The sequence below is a fragment of the Poinsettia branch-inducing phytoplasma str. JR1 genome, from assembly GCF_000309465.1.
GTDB lineage: Bacteria > Bacillota_I > Bacilli_A > Acholeplasmatales > Acholeplasmataceae > Phytoplasma > Phytoplasma pruni.
Genome location: NZ_AKIK01000002.1, coordinates 1 through 18,904, shown reverse-complemented (window position 1 = coordinate 18,904; position 18,904 = coordinate 1). Strand labels below are relative to the sequence as shown.

At 28.5% G+C, this 18,904-nt stretch carries 13 protein-coding genes, 1 tRNA gene and 1 other RNA gene; 14 read left to right on the top strand and 1 reads right to left on the bottom strand.

The window, feature by feature from the left end; all coding sequences use genetic code 11:
• Window positions 1-44: 44 nt before the first annotated feature.
• The 14 genes from ON17_RS00075 to ON17_RS00015 all read left to right on the top strand — a co-directional run bounded on the left by ON17_RS00075 (window position 45) and on the right by ON17_RS00015 (window position 17,464).
• A tRNA-Asn gene (locus ON17_RS00075) sits at window positions 45-120 on the top strand.
• Window positions 121-259: 139 nt separating this feature from the next.
• Window positions 260-2,422 (top strand): polyribonucleotide nucleotidyltransferase, encoded by a 2,163-nt coding sequence (locus ON17_RS00070; protein ID WP_017191427.1) that lies wholly within the window; start codon window positions 260-262, stop codon window positions 2,420-2,422.
• A 70-nt stretch (window positions 2,423-2,492) separates the two neighbouring features.
• An RNA gene (rnpB, locus tag ON17_RS03315) (RNase P RNA component class B) lies at window positions 2,493-2,897 on the top strand.
• A gap of 415 nt (window positions 2,898-3,312) precedes the next feature.
• On the top strand, window positions 3,313-4,815 hold the full coding sequence (gene lysS, locus ON17_RS00065; protein ID WP_017191426.1) for a lysine--tRNA ligase: 1,503 nt from the start codon (window positions 3,313-3,315) through the stop codon (window positions 4,813-4,815).
• A gap of 50 nt (window positions 4,816-4,865) precedes the next feature.
• A complete protein-coding gene (locus ON17_RS00060; protein WP_017191425.1) occupies window positions 4,866-5,279 on the top strand; it encodes a hypothetical protein in 414 nt (137 codons plus the stop codon).
• Window positions 5,280-5,348: 69 nt separating this feature from the next.
• Window positions 5,349-8,087 (top strand): PHP domain-containing protein, encoded by a 2,739-nt coding sequence (locus ON17_RS00055; protein WP_017191424.1) that lies wholly within the window; start codon window positions 5,349-5,351, stop codon window positions 8,085-8,087.
• A gap of 62 nt (window positions 8,088-8,149) precedes the next feature.
• Window positions 8,150-8,518 carry a hypothetical protein gene (locus ON17_RS00050; RefSeq protein ID WP_261974236.1) on the top strand — a complete coding sequence of 123 codons (369 nt, stop codon included), beginning with the start codon at window positions 8,150-8,152 and terminating at the stop codon, window positions 8,516-8,518.
• A gap of 263 nt (window positions 8,519-8,781) precedes the next feature.
• Entirely contained in the window at window positions 8,782-10,038 is a 1,257-nt protein-coding gene (tilS, locus tag ON17_RS00045; RefSeq protein ID WP_017191422.1) for a tRNA lysidine(34) synthetase TilS, read from the top strand.
• Between the two features lie 94 nt (window positions 10,039-10,132).
• Entirely contained in the window at window positions 10,133-10,891 is a 759-nt protein-coding gene (locus ON17_RS00040; protein WP_017191421.1) for a hypothetical protein, read from the top strand.
• A 52-nt stretch (window positions 10,892-10,943) separates the two neighbouring features.
• Entirely contained in the window at window positions 10,944-11,795 is an 852-nt protein-coding gene (gene ylqF, locus ON17_RS00035) for a ribosome biogenesis GTPase YlqF (protein ID WP_017191420.1), read from the top strand.
• 25 nt (window positions 11,796-11,820) lie between these two features.
• Window positions 11,821-13,800 carry a type I DNA topoisomerase gene (topA, locus tag ON17_RS00030; RefSeq protein WP_017191419.1) on the top strand — a complete coding sequence of 660 codons (1,980 nt, stop codon included), beginning with the start codon at window positions 11,821-11,823 and terminating at the stop codon, window positions 13,798-13,800.
• Window positions 13,801-13,988: 188 nt separating this feature from the next.
• Window positions 13,989-15,017 carry a signal recognition particle-docking protein FtsY gene (ftsY, locus tag ON17_RS00025; RefSeq protein ID WP_017191418.1) on the top strand — a complete coding sequence of 343 codons (1,029 nt, stop codon included), beginning with the start codon at window positions 13,989-13,991 and terminating at the stop codon, window positions 15,015-15,017.
• Between the two features lie 146 nt (window positions 15,018-15,163).
• The gene (locus tag ON17_RS00020) at window positions 15,164-16,528 is read left to right on the top strand and encodes a signal recognition particle protein (RefSeq protein WP_017191417.1); all 1,365 of its coding nucleotides are present in this window, start codon (window positions 15,164-15,166) and stop codon (window positions 16,526-16,528) included.
• Window positions 16,529-16,585: 57 nt separating this feature from the next.
• Entirely contained in the window at window positions 16,586-17,464 is an 879-nt protein-coding gene (locus ON17_RS00015; RefSeq protein ID WP_017191416.1) for a 5'-3' exonuclease, read from the top strand.
• 34 nt (window positions 17,465-17,498) lie between these two features.
• Here ON17_RS00015 and ON17_RS00010 read toward each other — a convergent pair whose 3' ends face one another.
• The gene (locus tag ON17_RS00010) at window positions 17,499-18,536 is read right to left on the bottom strand and encodes a hypothetical protein (protein WP_017191415.1); all 1,038 of its coding nucleotides are present in this window, start codon (window positions 18,534-18,536) and stop codon (window positions 17,499-17,501) included.
• Window positions 18,537-18,904 lie beyond the last annotated feature (368 nt).

Genomic DNA, 18,904 nt, shown 5'->3' with positions numbered 1-18,904 from the left:
GACTTGTAATCAGTAGGTTATTAAGGTTAATAAAAAATAATAATGCCTATGTAGCTCAGTTGGTAGAGCATCTGACTGTTAATCAGGAGGTCCTAGGTTCGAGCCCTAGCGTAGGCGCCAAACTATATTAAGATCAATGCAAAAAGGTCTTTTTTTATTATGTACGAATAAATATTAAGTTAATTTTTTATTTTCAAAAGTGGTTTTGGTTAAAAAAAAGATAAAAAAGTTATATGAATGAAAAAAGGAGATTTTTTTAATGACTCAACAAGTGTTTGAAACTACTTTTGAAAATAATTTATTAACTGTGGAAATAAATAAATTTGCTAAACAAGCGAACGGATCTGTTATGGTACGTTATAAAGATACTGTTATTTTGAGTGTTGCTGTTTCTAGTACGCAACACACAACTTTAAATTATTTTCCGTTGATGGTGATTTATCAAGAAAAACTGTATTCAGCTGGCAAAATACCAGGCAGCTTTACCAAAAGAGAAGGTAGATCGACTGATTTTGAAGTCTTAAACTCACGTTTAATCGACAGAGCTTTAAGACCTTTATTTCATAAAAATATAAAAAACGAAATTCAAATTATTAATACTGTTTTAAGTAATGATCATAATTGTAATAACGAAAATTTCGCTCTTTTTGGCAGTTCTTTGGCTTTATTAGTTTCTGATATTCCTTTCGTAGAAGCGGTTTCGGCTGTTTCTATTGGCAAGATCAAAGGCGAAATGGTTATTAACCCAAATTTAAAACAAAAAGAAATGTCTGATTTTTTATTAACTCTTTCAGGCACTCAAGATAGTTTGAATATGATTGAAGCAGTAGCGAAAGAAACTCCTGAAGAAGAATTATTAGAAGTGATGTTGTTGGGCCACGAAGTGATTAAAAAAATGTGTGCTTTTCAAGAAGAAATTCGCCAACAAATTGGTAAAGAAAAGATTGTTTTAGATATTCCAGAAACAAATGCAGCTTTATTCCAAGAAATAGATGAAAAATATCGTTCAGCCATAATCGCAATATTACAAGAAAATAATCAACAAAAAAAACAAAAAAACGTCTTATCTCAAAATCTTCAATTGTTAAAAGATGAAATTATGGCAGAATATAAACAAAAGAATTTTTTCAAAACTGTTGAGGAAATCGTAGTTCTTGATTTAGAACAACAAAAAAAATATTTAACCGAAATAGAAGCTATTTTTGACACTTTGTTAACGCAAGAAATTCGTAAAATGATTATTCATGAGAAAAAAAGAACTGATGGAAGAGAAATTGATGAAATCAGAACTATTGAAAATCAAGTGGGTTTATTGCCAAGAACACATGGATCAGCTGTTTTTACTCGTGGCGAGACCCAAAGTTTAGCAGTAGTAACGTTAGGTTCTTTAAGCGAAGGTAAAACGATTGATGATTTAACAGAAGATGCTAAAAAACGTTTTATGTTGCATTACAATTTTCCCGCTTTTTCTGTTGGTTCGGTAGGAAGATATATGTCTCCTTCTCGTCGAGAAATAGGTCATGGGATGTTAGCGGAAAAAGCATTATTACACGTCTTACCTTCAGAAGAAGAATTTCCTTACAGTATCCGCGTAGTATCCGAAATTTTAGAATCTAACGGGTCTTCTTCTCAAGCGACTATTTGTTCCTCTTCTATGGCTTTAATGGATGCTGGCGTGCCTTTAAAAAACGCTGTAGCAGGTATCGCAATGGGATTGTTTTACGATAACCAAGATGAATACGTTATTTTGAGCGATATTCAAGGTTTAGAGGACCAAAAAGGTGATATGGATTTTAAAGTCGCTGGAACTGCAAAAGGTATTACGGCTTTACAAATGGATATTAAAATCGAATCTATCGGTTTAGATATTTTAAAAACTGCTTTGAAAAAAGCGCGTTTAGGTCGTCTGCATATTTTAAATAAAATGAACGATACTATCGCTAAATCGCGTAAAGAATTGTCTCCTTATGTGTTAAAAATAAAAGTGATTAATATTCACACTAGTAAAATTCGTGATGTTATCGGAACAGGTGGGAAAATAATTTCTCAAATTATTGAAAATAACGATAATGTTAAAATTGATATAGAACAAGATGGACGAGTATTTATTATGCATCAAGATTTAGAAGTAGTGGAAAGAACATCTCATTATATTTTAAACTTGGTAAAGGACATCGAAGTCGGTCAAATTTTCGAAGGAGCCGTGGCTAAGATTTTAATGGATAAAAAAACTGGTCATTCTTTTGGCGCGATAATTCAACTTTTACCCGGAGTAGAAGGTTTTCTTCACATCAGCAAATTATCAGACAAAAGAGTTGATAAAGTGGAAGATGTGGTTAATATCGGACAAATGGTAACCGTACAATGTATCAATATCAATGAAAAAGGTAAAATCGATCTTTCGTTGAAGAAAAAACATTAATTTTGGATTATTAGTGTAAACAGACAAGAATATTGCGTGAAAATTTGTTAAAATATTAATGTTAAAAAATAATGGAAGGTGATCGAGGTTTAATATTGTTTTTAACAATATTAGGTTTAGGAAAGTCCATATTAGCACATGTTTAGGAAAGACATGTAGTGTTTGTGCTTAAGGAAAACAAGAACTTAAGGTGCTTAAATTCATTTAAGTAACGACTGTTTAAATTCTAAAAACTTATTCATAAGTTCATGAAAATAAACTTAAAGTGCCACAGAAACGAGTTAATTAGAAATAATTAAATGAAACGCGGTAAACTCCTCAAGCTAACAACCCAAAAAAATGGTAGGGGCACATGAAAATTGACGTTTCCTGTTTTTTTAATTATAGTTGGTTTTTGTGCTATTTTCGATAACGAAGGTAGAGGTAAATGATCACACTTGTTTGCAAAAACAAGAACAGAACATGGCTTATGCACATTATTTTTTTAACATAGAATCTTTTGAATAAAAAGATTCTTTTTTTCTTTAAACAAATGAAAATGTTTATTATACAATATAATTGGTCTAGTCTTTTTGAAGACGAAAGAAGAAGGATAATTGTTCATAAAAAGAAAGCTTGATTAATTTTTAAATTACCTTTGCAACAACATTGCAGCATTGTGTTTTAATTTTGACATCTTTTTCTTTTAATATGTTAAAATAATAGGTAAGTTTAACATCTTTTTTTGACGGATGAAAAGTAATTTTCTCTCAATTGCCTTTCTTTCTTTTAATTAAAATATGTTAATATTATCATCCAATAAAACTACTTAAGGTGGGAATGTTTTTGTTTTCTGCTGAATTATATTCAAAAATAAAAATTAAATAAAAAAAGGGGTTCAATGATTATTTATGAATAATGAAGAAAAATCATTAGAATTAGAACAAACAGTAATTAGAAAAAATAAAATAGAAGAATTAAAAAAAATTGACGTTGAACCTTTTAAAAACCATTTTGTTGTACAAAATAACGTTTCTGACTTATTGAAAAAATATAAACTTCTAGACAGAACCGAATTAGAGAATAACTTGATTAATGTCGCTGTGGCAGGTCGAATAGTTTTAAAAAGACTTCAAGGTAAAGCGGGTTTTTTTCAATTAAAAGATTTTGATAGTTCTATGCAAGTTTATGTGAATATAAAGTTAGTATCGTCATTATCTTTCACTATTTATAAAAACGCTGATTTAGGTGATATTGTCGGAATTGAAGGTTATTTGTTTAAAACTAAAACAGATGAATTAACGATTAAAGCTACTAATTTATTCCATTTAAGTAAAAGTTTAAAAGTTTTACCGGATAAACACAAAGGTTTAAAAGATAAAGAATTAATTAGAAAAAAAAGATATATTGATTTAATCACTAATCCCCGATCGATGGACACTTTTATAACTCGTTCCAAAGTAATTAAAGCGGTGAGAAAATTTTTTGATGATCGAGATTTTTTAGAAGTAGAAACCCCGATTTTACATTCTTTTATCGGCGGAGCTTCCGCTAAACCTTTTATCACTCATCATAACGCTTTAAGTTCTGATTTTTATTTAAGAATAGCTACAGAAATACCTTTAAAAAAATTAATTGTGGGTGGTATGAAAGCGGTTTATGAAATAGGTCGTATTTTCCGTAATGAAGGAGTAAATGCTACTCATAATCCTGAATTTACTACTATAGAAGCTTATTTAGCTTTTTCTAATATGCAAGGTATGATGGATTTAACCGAATCTTGTTTAAAAGATGTAGCACAAACTGTTTTAGGTCAATTAAAATTTGTGTACCAAGGGGACGAAATTGATTTTGGAACCTTCCATAAATATAATATGATTGATATTATTAAAGAAAAAACAGGGGTTGATTTTTACCAAGAGATGACTTTGGAAAAAGCGCAAAAAATAGCTCACCAGCATAAAGTACCTTTAGAACCTTTTTTTCAAAAAGGTCATATTATCGCCGCTTTTTTTGAGAAATTTGTGGAACCAACTTTAATTCAACCAACTTTTATTTACCATTATCCTTTTGAAGTAAGTCCTTTGGCGCAAAATAATAAGCAAGACCCAAGTTTTACGGATCGTTTTGAATTGTTTATCGCAGGTAAAGAAATAGTAAACGCTTTTAGTGAGTTAAATGACCCAATAGAGCAAAAAAAACGTTTTGAACAACAGTTAATACAAAAAGATTTGGGCGATGATGAAGCTGGGGAAATGGATGTCGATTTTATTGAAGCTTTAGAATACGGTTTACCACCAACTGGTGGGATGGGGATGGGCATTGACCGTTTAGTTATGCTACTCACTGATACTCCTAATATTAGAGACGTTATTTTATTCCCTCACTTTAAACATAATAACCAAATACTATAATTGTTTATTCATTCAGTCCAACCATTTTATGGAAAAAAGGAAATTGTTAAATGAACCAAAAAAAAATATATCACAACATTAAAGATTTATTTGTGTATTATTTAACCATTAGTAGCGATCAATCAAAAAACCAAAATTTGGAAAAGATTTTCTCGTTTTATGTTATTAAATTATCCGATAAAGTAACAAAAATGTTCACTCTTTATGAAATAGATCAAAATATCGATCTATTCCAGGAACAGTTAGAATTATGCCTTCAAACCGGAGATTTAGAATTTTTCTTACAAGAAAAAGAGATTAATATTATTCTTTTATTTTTAGAATCTTTTTATTTTGCTGCAGAAAAAATGATGATTTTAGAAAAAGAGAAGTATGCTTTATTTTTATTAGAAGCTGAGAAAAAAAATAAAAATCTTTTTGAAACTGAAGAACACAAGAGAAAATTGAAAAAAAATTTGAATTAATTTTAAAACTTTTTGGGATGTTTGGCGAAAGAAATAATATTAAAGATTTTAAAAATGAGGTTTTAAATTATGAGAGGTCTTTTTTATCTACAAAGTTTTTACAGTATCACTAAAAGTGTGAATTCTATTGAAAAATTAGTCCAAAAAGCTGTTCAAAATAATTATGATTTTGTGACTCTTAGTGATGATGAAAATTTATATGGTATGGTAGAATTTATCTCTGTTTGTGAAAAAAACCGTATTAAACCTGTTGTAGGGCTTAGAATTTTTGTTTCTTTGGAACGTCTTTTTAAAGGTCAAAAAATAGGTCTTTTGGTTTATGCTTCTAACGATATAGGTTTACGTCATTTGATTCAAATTTCTAATCTCATTCGTACTCGTGATAAAACTATTACTTTAGAAGAAATAAGCCATTTACAAGAAGGTCTTTTTTTTATTTTATCTAATATTGATTTTTTGCTGGCGGATTTATCCGCTCCTAATAAAATGCAACCTATTTTAGCCGCTTTTAAAACTCATTTAAAGTTGTTTTATGTGGGTTTTTCTTTGCAAAATATTCGTTTAGCTGCGATGGATGAACACTTTTTCTCTTTGGTGGAGAAATTAGAATTAACAGCGCTTCCGGTTCATAAAACTAATTATTTAGGACAAGAAGACCGAGAAAATTATGAATTATTGTTAAAATTATCTCATCCGGAGTCAGATGCAAAAAATAATATTTCTGATTTAGACGCTTTTTCTTTTCATTTTTTAGATAAAAAAGAATTTATTGCTCAATATGGTCCTTATTTTAATAAATATAAAAGTTTTTGTATCGATTTGGATACTTTAATTAAACCCATTCGTTATGACAAACTTTTTTCTCAAGAATTGCATTTGCCTCTTTTTAACAATAATAAGGGTCAAACTTCTTTTCAATATTTACGAGAAAAAACTTTTATGTCTTTAAATGTTAAACTTAAAAATCAACAAATAGATACTAAATTACATTCTGTAGCTCAATACCAAAAACAATTAGAAAAAGAATTAAAAATTATTGCCGATTTGCGTTATGAAGATTATTTTTTAATTGTGGCTGATTTTTTGGAATATGCTCGGAAAAAAGATATTTTGGTCGGGCCCGGAAGAGGTTCTTCTTCCGGTTCTTTAGTGTGCTTTTGTTTAGGAATTACGGAAGCAGATCCTTTAAAATATAACCTTCTTTTTGAGAGATTTTTAAATTATAAAAGAAAAACCTTGCCGGATATTGATCTAGATTTTCCGGATGAGAAAATTCATTTAGTAACTCAATATATCGCTGATAAGTACGGTTCCGAACATATCGCCAATATCATCACTTTTAACACTTTTACGGTTAAATCTTTAATAAGAGATTTAATACGTTTAAAAGAAATTAATCCCTTTTTTAACCAATATTTGCATAAAAATAAAGAAAAAGTGTTGTTGAAAATGGAAGGAATTCCTAAACTAACAGGAATTCATCCAGCAGGTATCATATTAAGCAAAGATAAATTATTTGATTTTTACCCACTTCAAAAGAATTATCAAACTAATTCACCTATTAAGTATCAAATGCAGTTAGAAAGCAAACAATTAGCTAAAATTGGGTTATTGAAAATTGATTTATTAAGTTTAAAAAATTTATCTTTAGTAGATAAAATTTTAAAACAAATTAACCAAAAAGAAAAGTTATTATGGCATGATATTCCTTTGGATAAAAAAGAAGTATATCATACTTTACAAACTGGTAATACGGATTATATTTTTCAATTGGAATCTTTTTCAGCTAAAATTGTTTTAAAAAAAATTAAACCTCAAACTTTTGAAGAATTAGTCGCTGTTTTATCTTTTAACCGTCCTGGCCCATTATCTTTTCTTGATTTATATTGCGCTAACCGTAAAAACAACCAAACTCGTTTTATTCATCCTGATGTGGACCGTGTTTTGCAAAATACTTATGGAGTGATTTTATTCCAAGAACAAGTTATGGAAATATCAGTGAGGTTTGCGGGATATGATTTAGGACAAGCTGAAATTTTGATGAGAAAAATGATTCAAAATAAAAATGCTTCTTTGCACAATGATACTTTGAAAAAAGATTTTATCAAAAATAGTGTGCAAAATAAAAAACATTCGTCCGCTTTATCCGCACAAGTTTATGATTATATCGTTAAATTTTCTAATTATAGCTTTAATAAAAGTCATAGCGTGGCTTATTCTTTAATTAGTTATCGAATGTCTTATTTGAAAACTTATCATTTGACGTCTTTTTATATAGTGATGTTAAATGAATATATTAAAAACGCGCCGGAAACAGCTAAATTACTCAAAGAAAGTCAAGATAAAATTGTTTTTATTAAACCTAATATTTTAGTAAGCGAAAGTCATTATCAAAACATTAATCAACAAATTGTAATGCCGTTGACTATTATTTATGGCATTAGTGAGGAAATTAGTCGTTTTATCGTTCAAGAAAGAAAAAAACAAAGTTTTAAGGATTTTTTTGATTTTAAAGTACGGTTGAAAAAAGTTTTAAATGATGAATTATTAAAAAATTTAATTTTTTCAGGTGTTTTGGATGTGTTTGGTTTAAATAGAAAAACTTTAATGAAAAGAGCTAAATTTGAACTTTTAGCTCATGAAATATATTTGCCTGGTTTTAGTAAAAAAACAGATGCTGAATATACGCCGGGAGAATTGAAAAAAGAAACTATCAAAGTTTTCGGTTTTGATGTAGACGCGATTATCGAACGTACGCCTCAAAAGAAAAAAATATTAAATAATGGAAATGGAATGGAAAAAATATGATGACTTTAATGGAAAAAATATCCTTTAATTTTCGCAAATATTTTGTTCATAAATCTTGGAGAATGAATAAATATTTTCGTTTAATGATGGTTTTAATGAGTTTTATTATTATATCTTTAATTATTGTCACTAAATTGGATAGAGCTGTTTATCAAAAGAACGAAATCAATTTTGATAATTTTTATAAAGTTTATGAAGTTAAAAAGGTTCAAAATGAAGATCGTACTGGTTTAGAAGAAACTACTATTAATTTAAAATCGATGTTTATCGGAGTAATTGTTTTTGTTTGTTATTTCGGTTTAAAAAAAGGCGCTTTTGGGGTCACTTTAGGAACCTTTTTAGGAGCTATTTTAGGAGTTTGGTTAGCTTTATTATTTCCTTCCTTTTTTTATTTTTTTGAATTAGTATGGAAATGGATGTTAAGGCTTTAATAATGGATGTAAAGACCTGCTTAATAGGTCTTTTTTTATATCTAGAAGGATTTACTTGGTAAAGAAACGCGGATAAAACTGTAGTTTATGTTATATTATAGTTAGTTGGAAAATAATTGGTGATTGTTCTTAGTTGATTCTTGATTTGTAAATTCTATGAAAGATGAGAAAATTTTGTCTTTTTAGAAATAAAAAGTACAAAATCATTGAAAATTAGCTTTTACTAATTATTTAATTTCGGGAAATAGCGAGAATTATTTATTGTGAAATTAAAATTATTAACCTCTTTAAACACTCAAAAACTCTATATTATATCTGTTAGTGGTGGAGTTGATTCTATGGTGTTATTAGATTATTTATTTCATCAAAAAATACCTTTACTTGTGGTTCATTTTAATCATTTAATGAGAGAAGAAGCCATTTTAGATAAAGAGTTGGTCTTTAATTATTGTCAAACTAAAAACATCCCTTTTCATTATTTTGAATTAGATTTACCTAAAAAAGATTTTCAGAATCAAGCGAGTTTATTAAGAAAAAAAAGGTTAAAAGAAATAGCGGTTAAATATGAAACTCGTTATTGTTTAACCGCTCATCATTTAGATGATTTAGCGGAAACTATTTTTTTAAAAATGATAAGAGGTAGTTCCTTATTAGGTTATAGTGGGGTTCAACCATCTTATCGAGAAGATGATATCTTTTTTTTAAAGCCTTTCTTATATTTGCCTAAAGAAGAACTTATTCGTTACGCTGTTGAGAAAAAAATACCTTTTTTAGAAGATCGTACTAATAGTTTAAACATTTATACTCGTAATAAAATTAGAAACCAAATTATCCCTCTTTTAAAAGAAGAACGTCATTTTTTGAAGAATATGGAGAAGTTTCATCAGCAAACAACTGAAGCGCATGATTTCATTCGCTCTCAAAGTCGACTTTTTTTAAGTCAACAAATTTTATCAGAGGCGTGGGATTTAGAAGCTTTTTTATTATTGCATATTGCTGTGCAAAAAGATATTCTTTTGACCTCTTTAGAAGATAAAAAGATTAGTAAAAATTTTACTTTAATAAATAACATTATTAAAGGTTTACAAAACCGTCATAAACCTAACATAGAATGGGATTTAAACAATGAGTGGTTCTTGATGAAACAATACGATCAATTATTATGGCAAAAAAAGACTCTTTTAGTTCAAGAAAACTTAGTAAAACCTTTATTATACGGTTGTGTAGAACCAAAATTATTATCTTTTTGCCAAGAACAAAAGATTCTTTTTTATGACGAAGGAAAGATAAAATTTCCTCTGGTTTTAAAACAAAAAGGAAATGGAGATATAGTGAAATTCCCTTTTGGGACGCAAAAATTAAAAAAATTCCTGATTAATAAAAAAATACCTTTATCAAAGAGAAAAAAGTTATGGTTAGTGGTCGACCAGAATAACACTGTCCTTTGGATTCCTCATTTATATATTAATCAAACCTTAGGCAAAACAAAAACTTTTAATTTAGGGATAAATTCTGTATAATTGATATGAATAAAAAAACATTTATGAAAGTTTATTTTTATTGTTAAAAAAGATTTAACAAAGGAAAAAGAAATAAATAAAGGAAATGGAGTTTATGGAGTTTATTAAGTTATGGGATCCTGATTTATCGGGTTATTTAGCTACTTTTGGCAGTTTTCTAACCGGTCTTTTTACTGGTTTTGTGGTTGCTTTGTTATTGTATATTTTTGTTAGTATTAAGAATTTTAATAAAAGATCTAAAATTCATAAAAGTAAATACGAAATAACTGATGAGGAAATCAATCAATTAATCAAAGATACGCAAGAAGAATTCAAAAATAATATGAATGAAAAAAAAGATGAATTTATGATGATTTTATATCAAAGTGTGCGTAAATTGATTTTTGAGACATCGCATAAATTTTATCCTGATTCGCCTTTCCCTTATTTAGAAATCACTTTGGATGAATCTTTAACTTTCATGAAATACTTGCAACAAAGAATTGATGAATTGTTTGAAAATAAGATGGTCCGTATGTTTAAAAAAATGACTTTAAGGCGCATTTTTACTTTAAAACAAAAATTAGTGGATAAAAAATATATTGATAAATATAAAAAAACCAATAAGGCGATTGGTTTTGTTACTGGGACTTTGAATTTGATCAATCCTTTCCATTGGGCTAAAAAACTTTTTTTCAACAGATTTTATAAAAGTATGTTTGAAAAAATAGGTTGTGCTATTTTAGTGATTGTAGGAGAAGAAGTGTATAAAGTTTATAGTAAAACTATTTTTACCTCTGAACAAAATTTAGAAGATTATTTGAAAGAATTGCAAGAAGCAGTAAAACATCAAGAAAAAGAAGAAAAAAAATAAAATCTTTTTTATTGCGTGGAAATAAACAAAGAGAAAGAGTGGTTATAAAATAATGGTCGTTATTAAATGGTTTCCAGGACATATGAAAAAAACTTTAATAGAAATTAAAATGAATATCAAATTTGTGGATTTCATTTTAATTGTGTTAGATGCTCGAATTCCTGTTTCTAGTATGAATTTGGACCTACTAAAAGCTCTTAATAATAAACCTGTTTTAATTTTATTTAATAAAACCTCTTTAGCGGATGTTGATAAAAACCATCTTTTTGTGGATTTTTTTAAACAAAAAAAAGTATTTACTTTAAATATTGATGCAAAAACTAATTTGAATATTAATAAAATTTATCCTTTGATGCAGTCTATTTTAAAAATTAAAAAATTTCCGGTTCATAAAAAAATTTTAAAATTGATGATTGTGGGAGTGCCTAATGTAGGTAAATCGACTTTAATTAATGCTTTATCACATAGAAAAGCGTTTAAAACAGCGAATACTCCTGGAGTTACTAAAAGACTGCAATGGATTACTTTAAATAATAATATGAAATTATTAGATACTCCTGGAGTTTTGTATCATAATTTTACTGATCCACAAATAGGTTATTCATTAGCTATTTCTGGTTGTATTAAACCCACTTTATTGCCTAAAGAGATTTTAGTGGAATATTTATTAACTTACTTGAAAAAACACTATAAAAACCGTTTAAAAAGAATGTTTAAACTAGATGATAAAGAATTAGAAGAAGAAAACTTATTACCTCTTATCGCCCAAAAAGCTAATTTTTTATTAAAAAAGAATGTTTTAGATGAGAATAAATTGTTAGAAATGATTGTGCATAAAATAGGTAATAATAAAAAAGAAAAATTTAATTTTGATCTCGATTTAATTAGTACGTTAAAATTTTAAAATTATAGAAAGAGCATTAGGACAAATGAAAACGCAAGTGATTATTGTTGAATCGCCTTCTAAAGCTAAAACTCTTAATAGTTATTTTGATAATAAAATTTTAATTCTCTCTTCTAAAGGCCATATTAGAGATTTATCTTTAAAAGGCAAAAACCGTTTAGGGATTCATATTGAAAAAGATTTTTTACCTGATTATAAGATTATTCCGAAACAAGAAAAACTAGTTAAAGATTTAATCCGTTTAACTAAAGGCAAAGAAGTCTTGTTAGCGACTGATCCAGATCGTGAAGGAGAAGAAGCTATTGCTTGGCATTTAACGCAAGTTTTGAATTTAAAAACGACTGATAAAAACCGTATCTTTTTTACGGAAATAACGAAAGATGTGGTTTTGGATGCTTTTAACAAGCCTTCTGTGATTAATCAATCCTTAGTTGATTCTCAAGAAACACGTAGAATGTTAGACCGTATAATGGGCTTTAAACTGTCTCGTTTAGTGAAAAGAATTAAATCCCAATCGGCTGGTAGAGTTCAATCAGTGGCTTTAAAATTAATCGCTGAATTAGAACAAGAAAGAGAAAAATTTATTCCTGAAGAATATAATTTAATTAAAGCTCTTTTTGAGACTTTTGAAGCCTCTTTAGTGGTCAAACCGAAAGATAAAAAAATTAAAAGCGAAGAAGCGGCTCAAATAGTAGAGCAAATAAAAGATCAACCTTTTCTTTTAAAAGAAATAGTGGAGACAAAAGTGGTTAATAAACCACCAAAACCTTTTATTACTGCTTCCTTACAACAAGAAGCTTTTAGACATTTATCAATGAACGCGAAACAAACGATGAGTAATGCGCAAAAACTGTATGAAGGAATTGAAATAGAAGGAAAACCGGTAGGTCTGATTACTTATATGAGAACTAATTCTTATCGTTTATCTATGTCTTTCATGGAAGAAACTAAAATTTTTATTAAAGAAAAATATGGCCCAGAATATTTGGGAACTTATCAAAAACCTAGCCAAGATAATATTCAAGATGCACATGAAGCTATTAGAATCACGGATATTAAAAAAAATCCGGAAAGTTTAACTAAATATTTAAATAAGTATCAATTATCTTTATATAAAATGATTTATGAACGGACTTTGACTAGTTTGATGGCTAACGCTGTTTTCAATAAAATACAATTATTGTTTCATGTCAAAGATTATGTGTTTAAAACCGAAGGTTTAACGGTCTTATTTGCTGGTTGTTATCAAGGGCTAGATACTAATACTTTTAAAAATGATTTTTTACCAGATTTAGAGGTTAACAAAACTTATTTACCGCAAGAAATAACGACTCTGCAAAAATTTACTACTCCGCCTGCTCGTTTTAATGAAGCTTCTTTGATTAAAACTTTAGAACAATTAAAAATTGGTCGTCCTTCGACTTATTCTACCATCATTGAAACTTTAAAAAAAAGGTTTTATGTGACAGTAGAAGAAAAAAGATTTTTTTGTACGGAACAAGGTTTTTTAACTAAAAACCTTTTAGACCAATATTTCAATTCTTTAATTAACATCGAATATACGGCTCAAATGGAAGAAAATTTAGATAAAATCGCTTCCGGCCAATTAGATAAAACCACTTTTTTAAAAAAATTTTATTACTTGTTTCAAGAAATATATGCCATAGCGGACCAAAAAATTGTTGCTAGCAAACCAGTTTTAACAGGAGACAAATGTAGTGTTTGTGGCGAATTATTGGTTAAAAGAAGAGGTCGATATGGGGATTTTTTGGGTTGTAGTGCTTTTCCCAAATGTAAAAACATCATTCCTTCTAAAGAAAAAACTCCGTCTTTGCCGCCGGTTTTAACTAAACATAAATGCGATTTCTGTGGAACTTTTTTAGTGAAAAGAAAAGGTCGATATGGGGAGTTTTTAGGTTGCAGCAATTTTCCTAAATGTAAAAAAATTGTTTCTTTAAAAGACATAGAAGCTCAAAAAATAGAAAAAGAAAAACTCTTTTTCTAAAAAGTTTTTATTCAAAAAAGACTGATGTTTTTATATAATATTAGTTATACAAGAATATTTATTATTTATTCATCATGCATGTAAAACAATAGATTAATTTGTTCTGATTTATCTTCTTCTTTATAGCTTGTTTTAAAGAAAATGATCTATTAAAGGGCCAAATTATTAAAAAAAGGTGTTGGTAAAATATGTGGAATTTTTTAAAAAAAATATTTACTAAAAAAACGGTTAAAAAAGACATTTTAGGAGTTAAAAAATTAGATAATAATTTATCCCAATGGGCCCAAGAAGTGCAAAAAAAGAGCTCTTTTCATCCTTCTTTTTTAGAAGATTTAGAGATTTTATTAATTAAAGCTGATGTAGGGATCAAAACAGCGAAACATTTAATAGCTAATATTAAAAATCGTTTAGAACACAAACCTCTTCAAGAATCTTCTGCTTTTATCGCGTTAACGATGGAGGAAATTGTGGGTTTATATGAAAAAGAATCTTATGATAACGAAGAAAAAGCTTTATCTGACGAAAAGACTGATAAAACCAATAATGCTTTAAATAAGCAAGAAAAGGTTGCAACAACGACTAAAACTATTAATGCCGATAAACCGCAAATTTATCTCTTTATGGGTGTTAATGGGGTAGGCAAAACGACCACTATTGGTAAGTTAGCCAGCAAATTAACCACCGAAGGGCAAAAAGTGCTTTTAGTGGCTGGTGATACTTTTAGAACTGGAGCAGTCGAACAATTAAAAATTTGGGGCGAAAGAACGAAAAGTGAAGTCTTTTTCAAAGAAGGAAATATCAGCCCTTCAGCGGTTATTTTTGACGCTTTGGTTTATGCGGAAAAAAATGCTTTTGATGTGGTTTTATGTGATACTTCAGGCCGTTTACAAAATAAAGTTAACTTAATGAAAGAGTTAGAAAAAATCAAAAAAGTGATTCAAAAAAAATTCCCTCAAGGTCCGCATGAATCTTTTTTAGTGCTGGACTCTATGACAGGTCAAAATGGCCTGAATCAAATTGATTTATTTAACCAAAGTATTTCTTTAAGTGGTGTTATTTTGACTAAAATGGATGGAGCGGCTAATGGTGGTTTAATTTTAGCTATTAAACATCTTTACAATCTAGAAACTAAATATCTCGGTATGGGCGAAAATCCTAATGATTTATTCGCTTTTGATATTAGAACTTTCATTCACAACTTATTTATCAAAGACTAAGTCGCTTCCGACGAATATTTATGACAAAAAAATTAACAATTGTTTGATATTTCTCAAAAATGATTTAAAAAGTATGACAAAAACACTACAATTAACATATAAAAAATTAACCAAAGACGCTCCGAAAATGAAAGGACATTCAAAAGATGAGTATTTTAAGCAGAAGTTTTCAAAAAATTATGGATACCATTAAAGGTAAAAAACATATTCAAGAAAAAGATCTTGAATTGATGATGAAAGACATACGTTTATCTTTTTTAGAAGCGGATGTTAATTATGATGTTATTACTCATTTTAACCATTTAATCAAAGAAAAAGTGGTTGGTAAAGAAGTCTTAAAAGGGCTTGAACCGCAACAACAAGTGGTAAAAATTATTAACGAGGTTTTAACGACTGTTTTAGGTTCTAAAAATATACCTTTACAACTTAATAATCCTTATGATGTGGTTTTATTAGTAGGGCTTCAAGGGAGTGGTAAAACCACTACCGCTGGTAAATTAGCTTATTTTGTGGAAAAAAAATTAAACAAAAAAGTTTTATTAATTGCTGCTGATACATATCGTCCCGGAGCAGTAAAACAATTAGTGGGTATTGGGGAGAAAATTAACATTGATGTTTTCTTTCAACAAAACACAACTACTATGAATATTATTGATAATGGTTTAAAATATGCTCTTCATAATGGTTTTGAAACAGTTATTATCGATACTACTGGTCGTTCCGCTTTAGACCAAGATATGTTGGATGAAATTAAAACTATTAAAGAAAAAGTAAAACCAAGTGAAACTTTAATTGTGGCTGATTCTCTGTTAGGCCAACAAGCTTCTGTTGTGGCGAAAGGCTTTCATGAAGCTCTTCATGCAACCGGGGTTATTATGACTAAAATGGATGCTGATATTAAAGGTGGATCGGTTTTATCTATCAAATATGTAACTAATTTACCGATTAAATTCATGTCTTCTTCTGAAAAACATGATGATGATAATTTTGAAATTTTTTATCCGGATAGAATGTCTTCACGTCTTTTAGGAATGGGAGATATGTTAACTTTAATCGAACAAGTAGAAGATAAAGTTACTTCCGAACAAGATAAAAAACTAGTGGATCGTTTATTGCAAGACGATTATAATTATCACGACTTACAAAAACAATTCAAACTTTTAAAAAAAATTGGTTCTATGAAAAAGATTTTAAATTTTATTCCTGGAATAGGTTCTAAAATAAGAAATATGCCAATGTTAGATAAAGATATTATTACCCAATTTGAAACTATTATTCAAAGCATGACTAAAGAAGAGCGCTTACAACCACAATTAATACAATCTAATAATCGTCGTCGTTGTCGTATCGCGAAAGGTTCCGGCAATAAATTAAAAGATGTTAATTTATTAATTGATTTTATTGAAAAACAAAAACAAATTTCTAAAAAAATGGGTAATATGGAACTTGATAATTTAAGCGCTTTAGATAACCCTGAAGAATTATTAAAACAATTTATGGATCAAAATTAAAAAAAATTTTTTACTTTTTTAAAGAAGCTAAGATAAAAACGGAGAATTATAAAAGCAATGCAATATTTAATCTTGGTAGACGGAAATTCTTTAATGTTTAGAGCTTATTACGCTACCGCTTATAGTCAACAAACACCTACTTTAAACTCTCAAGGAAAAAATGTAAACGCTTTGATGGTTTTTATTAATATGTTTGAAAAAATTTTAGAAAAAACTCATCATCATATTTGTGTGGCTTTTGATTCTCCTGACAAAACGCAAAGACATGGAATTTATGGAGATTATAAAAAAGGTCGTCCGATTACTCCCCAAGATTTAATTGACCAAATAGATTTAATTAAAGAATATTTAACTCTTTCAGGTGTTAAACATCATGCTCAACCAACTTATGAAGCTGACGATATTATCGCTACTTTAGCCAAACAAGCGAGCGATAAAAACATTGCTACCATTATTTATTCTAGCGATAAAGATTTTTTACAATTAATTGATGAAAATATAACTGTGATTTTAATTAAACAAGGTTTGAAAAAAGTAGTTTATTATGATATCCCAAAATTATGGGAAGAATATCAGTTAAAACCCGCTCAAATAGTGGATTTTAAAAGTTTAGTGGGAGATTCTTCAGATAACATTAAAGGAGTGCCTTCTGTAGGTCTTAAAACGGCTATTAAATTATTAAACCAATTTGGTAATTTAGAAAATATTTATCTTAATTTAGAACAACTAGCGCCTAAACTAAAAGATAATTTAAAAAACTTTCAAGAAAAAGTTTTTTTGAATCGTTTTTTAATTACAGTCAACACTTTAGTGCCTTTAACTTTTGATTTAAAAGAAACAGAATTAACTACTTCTAAAAACGCTTTATTAATTGCTTTTTTACAAAAACATGAATTAAAAAAAATTATGTTACAAAAAATTAAAAAAGAATTTTAAAGACATAAAAAAAGACCTTTTAAAAGGTCTTTTTTTATTTATGGTGATGTGAATTTTTTTTCTTTTTAATTTTGGCTGTTATGCCGTAAGCGGAAGCTCCGGAAACAGCAACTACCATAGTTAAAACCCAGAACCATATTTCGGTTAACCAATTAGAATCAGAAATGTTTTCTTGTGGAGAATTATAAACAGTTTTATAAGTTAAATTAACTGAAGATCCGGGATTATAATTATTGCTATCCGGTTTAGTTTTTACAACTGCTTGAGTGGTGTAATTCTTAGGATCTAAAACTACTTCTACATCTTCTTTCAAAACTTTATTATATTTTTGTGTTATTTGGTTTAAAACTTCCTCTTTTGTGGGTTTTTGCGGATCCGAACAAACTACATTACCTATTTCGCCGGAAGTGATGATGGTGGATAATTCTGGTAGTCTAGTAACAGTTTTATAAGTTAAATCCACTTCAGAACCGGGATTATAACTCACACTATCGGTGTTAGCCTTTGCTACTGCGTTAGTGGTGGGGTTCTGAGGGTCTATAACTACATTTACTTCATCTGGGATGAAGGTATTGTATTTTTGAGTTATTCGGTTTGAAATTTCTTCTTTTGTGGGCGTTTTAGGATCAGAACAAACTACATTACCTATATTGCCGGAAGTGATGACTTGAGAAAGATCTACCGGTTCAAAACCAGTGGAATAATTTAGGTCAGCTTGTCCTTTGTAGGGATTATTTTGAGGATCCGGATTAGACGGTAAAAGAGAAGCTTTTTTGTAAGGCCATAAAGTATCAAATACGACTTTAATGTGAATATCATCAATTTGATTATTGGGGTTGTTGGTGTGAACTGCTTTTAAAATTTCGTTTCTTGTGGGTTGTTTAGGGTCGGCACATTGAATAGAACCTAAATTTGTATTAATAATTACATCCTTCAAGTCTTTTTGGTCGCTGTAATAAGCATTTAATAAGTGTGTTCTTTCTGTGTTTAAAAATAAAAAAAATAAAATTAAAAATAATCTTCTTGTGTATTTTATTATTGAGTTATGTTTCAAACTTTTTTTATATACCATAGAATATTTTTGTCTCCTTATTTTTGTGCCTTAAAAGAGGCCACATTAATAATTATACAACAAAAGCTTTTAAAAGACAAATGAGAGATTTTTAAGGCTAAAAAAGAGCGTTTTTAGCGTCTTGTGATTAAAGCTAATTATTTGATTGATCGACTTTAAAAGAGGTTTCTTTTTGTTGGTTATCTTTTGGATACAAACGCTATCATTTGATATATAATTAACTTAATTTAAATCTTTTTAATGGTTAACTTATGAATAGCATTTGTTTCTGGTGGTTTTTTTATTTATTAAAATATTATTTTTAATTCCATTTACTTCAATTTTAAAATATCATTTTATTTTGACAAAAAAATATAAAAATTAGGAGA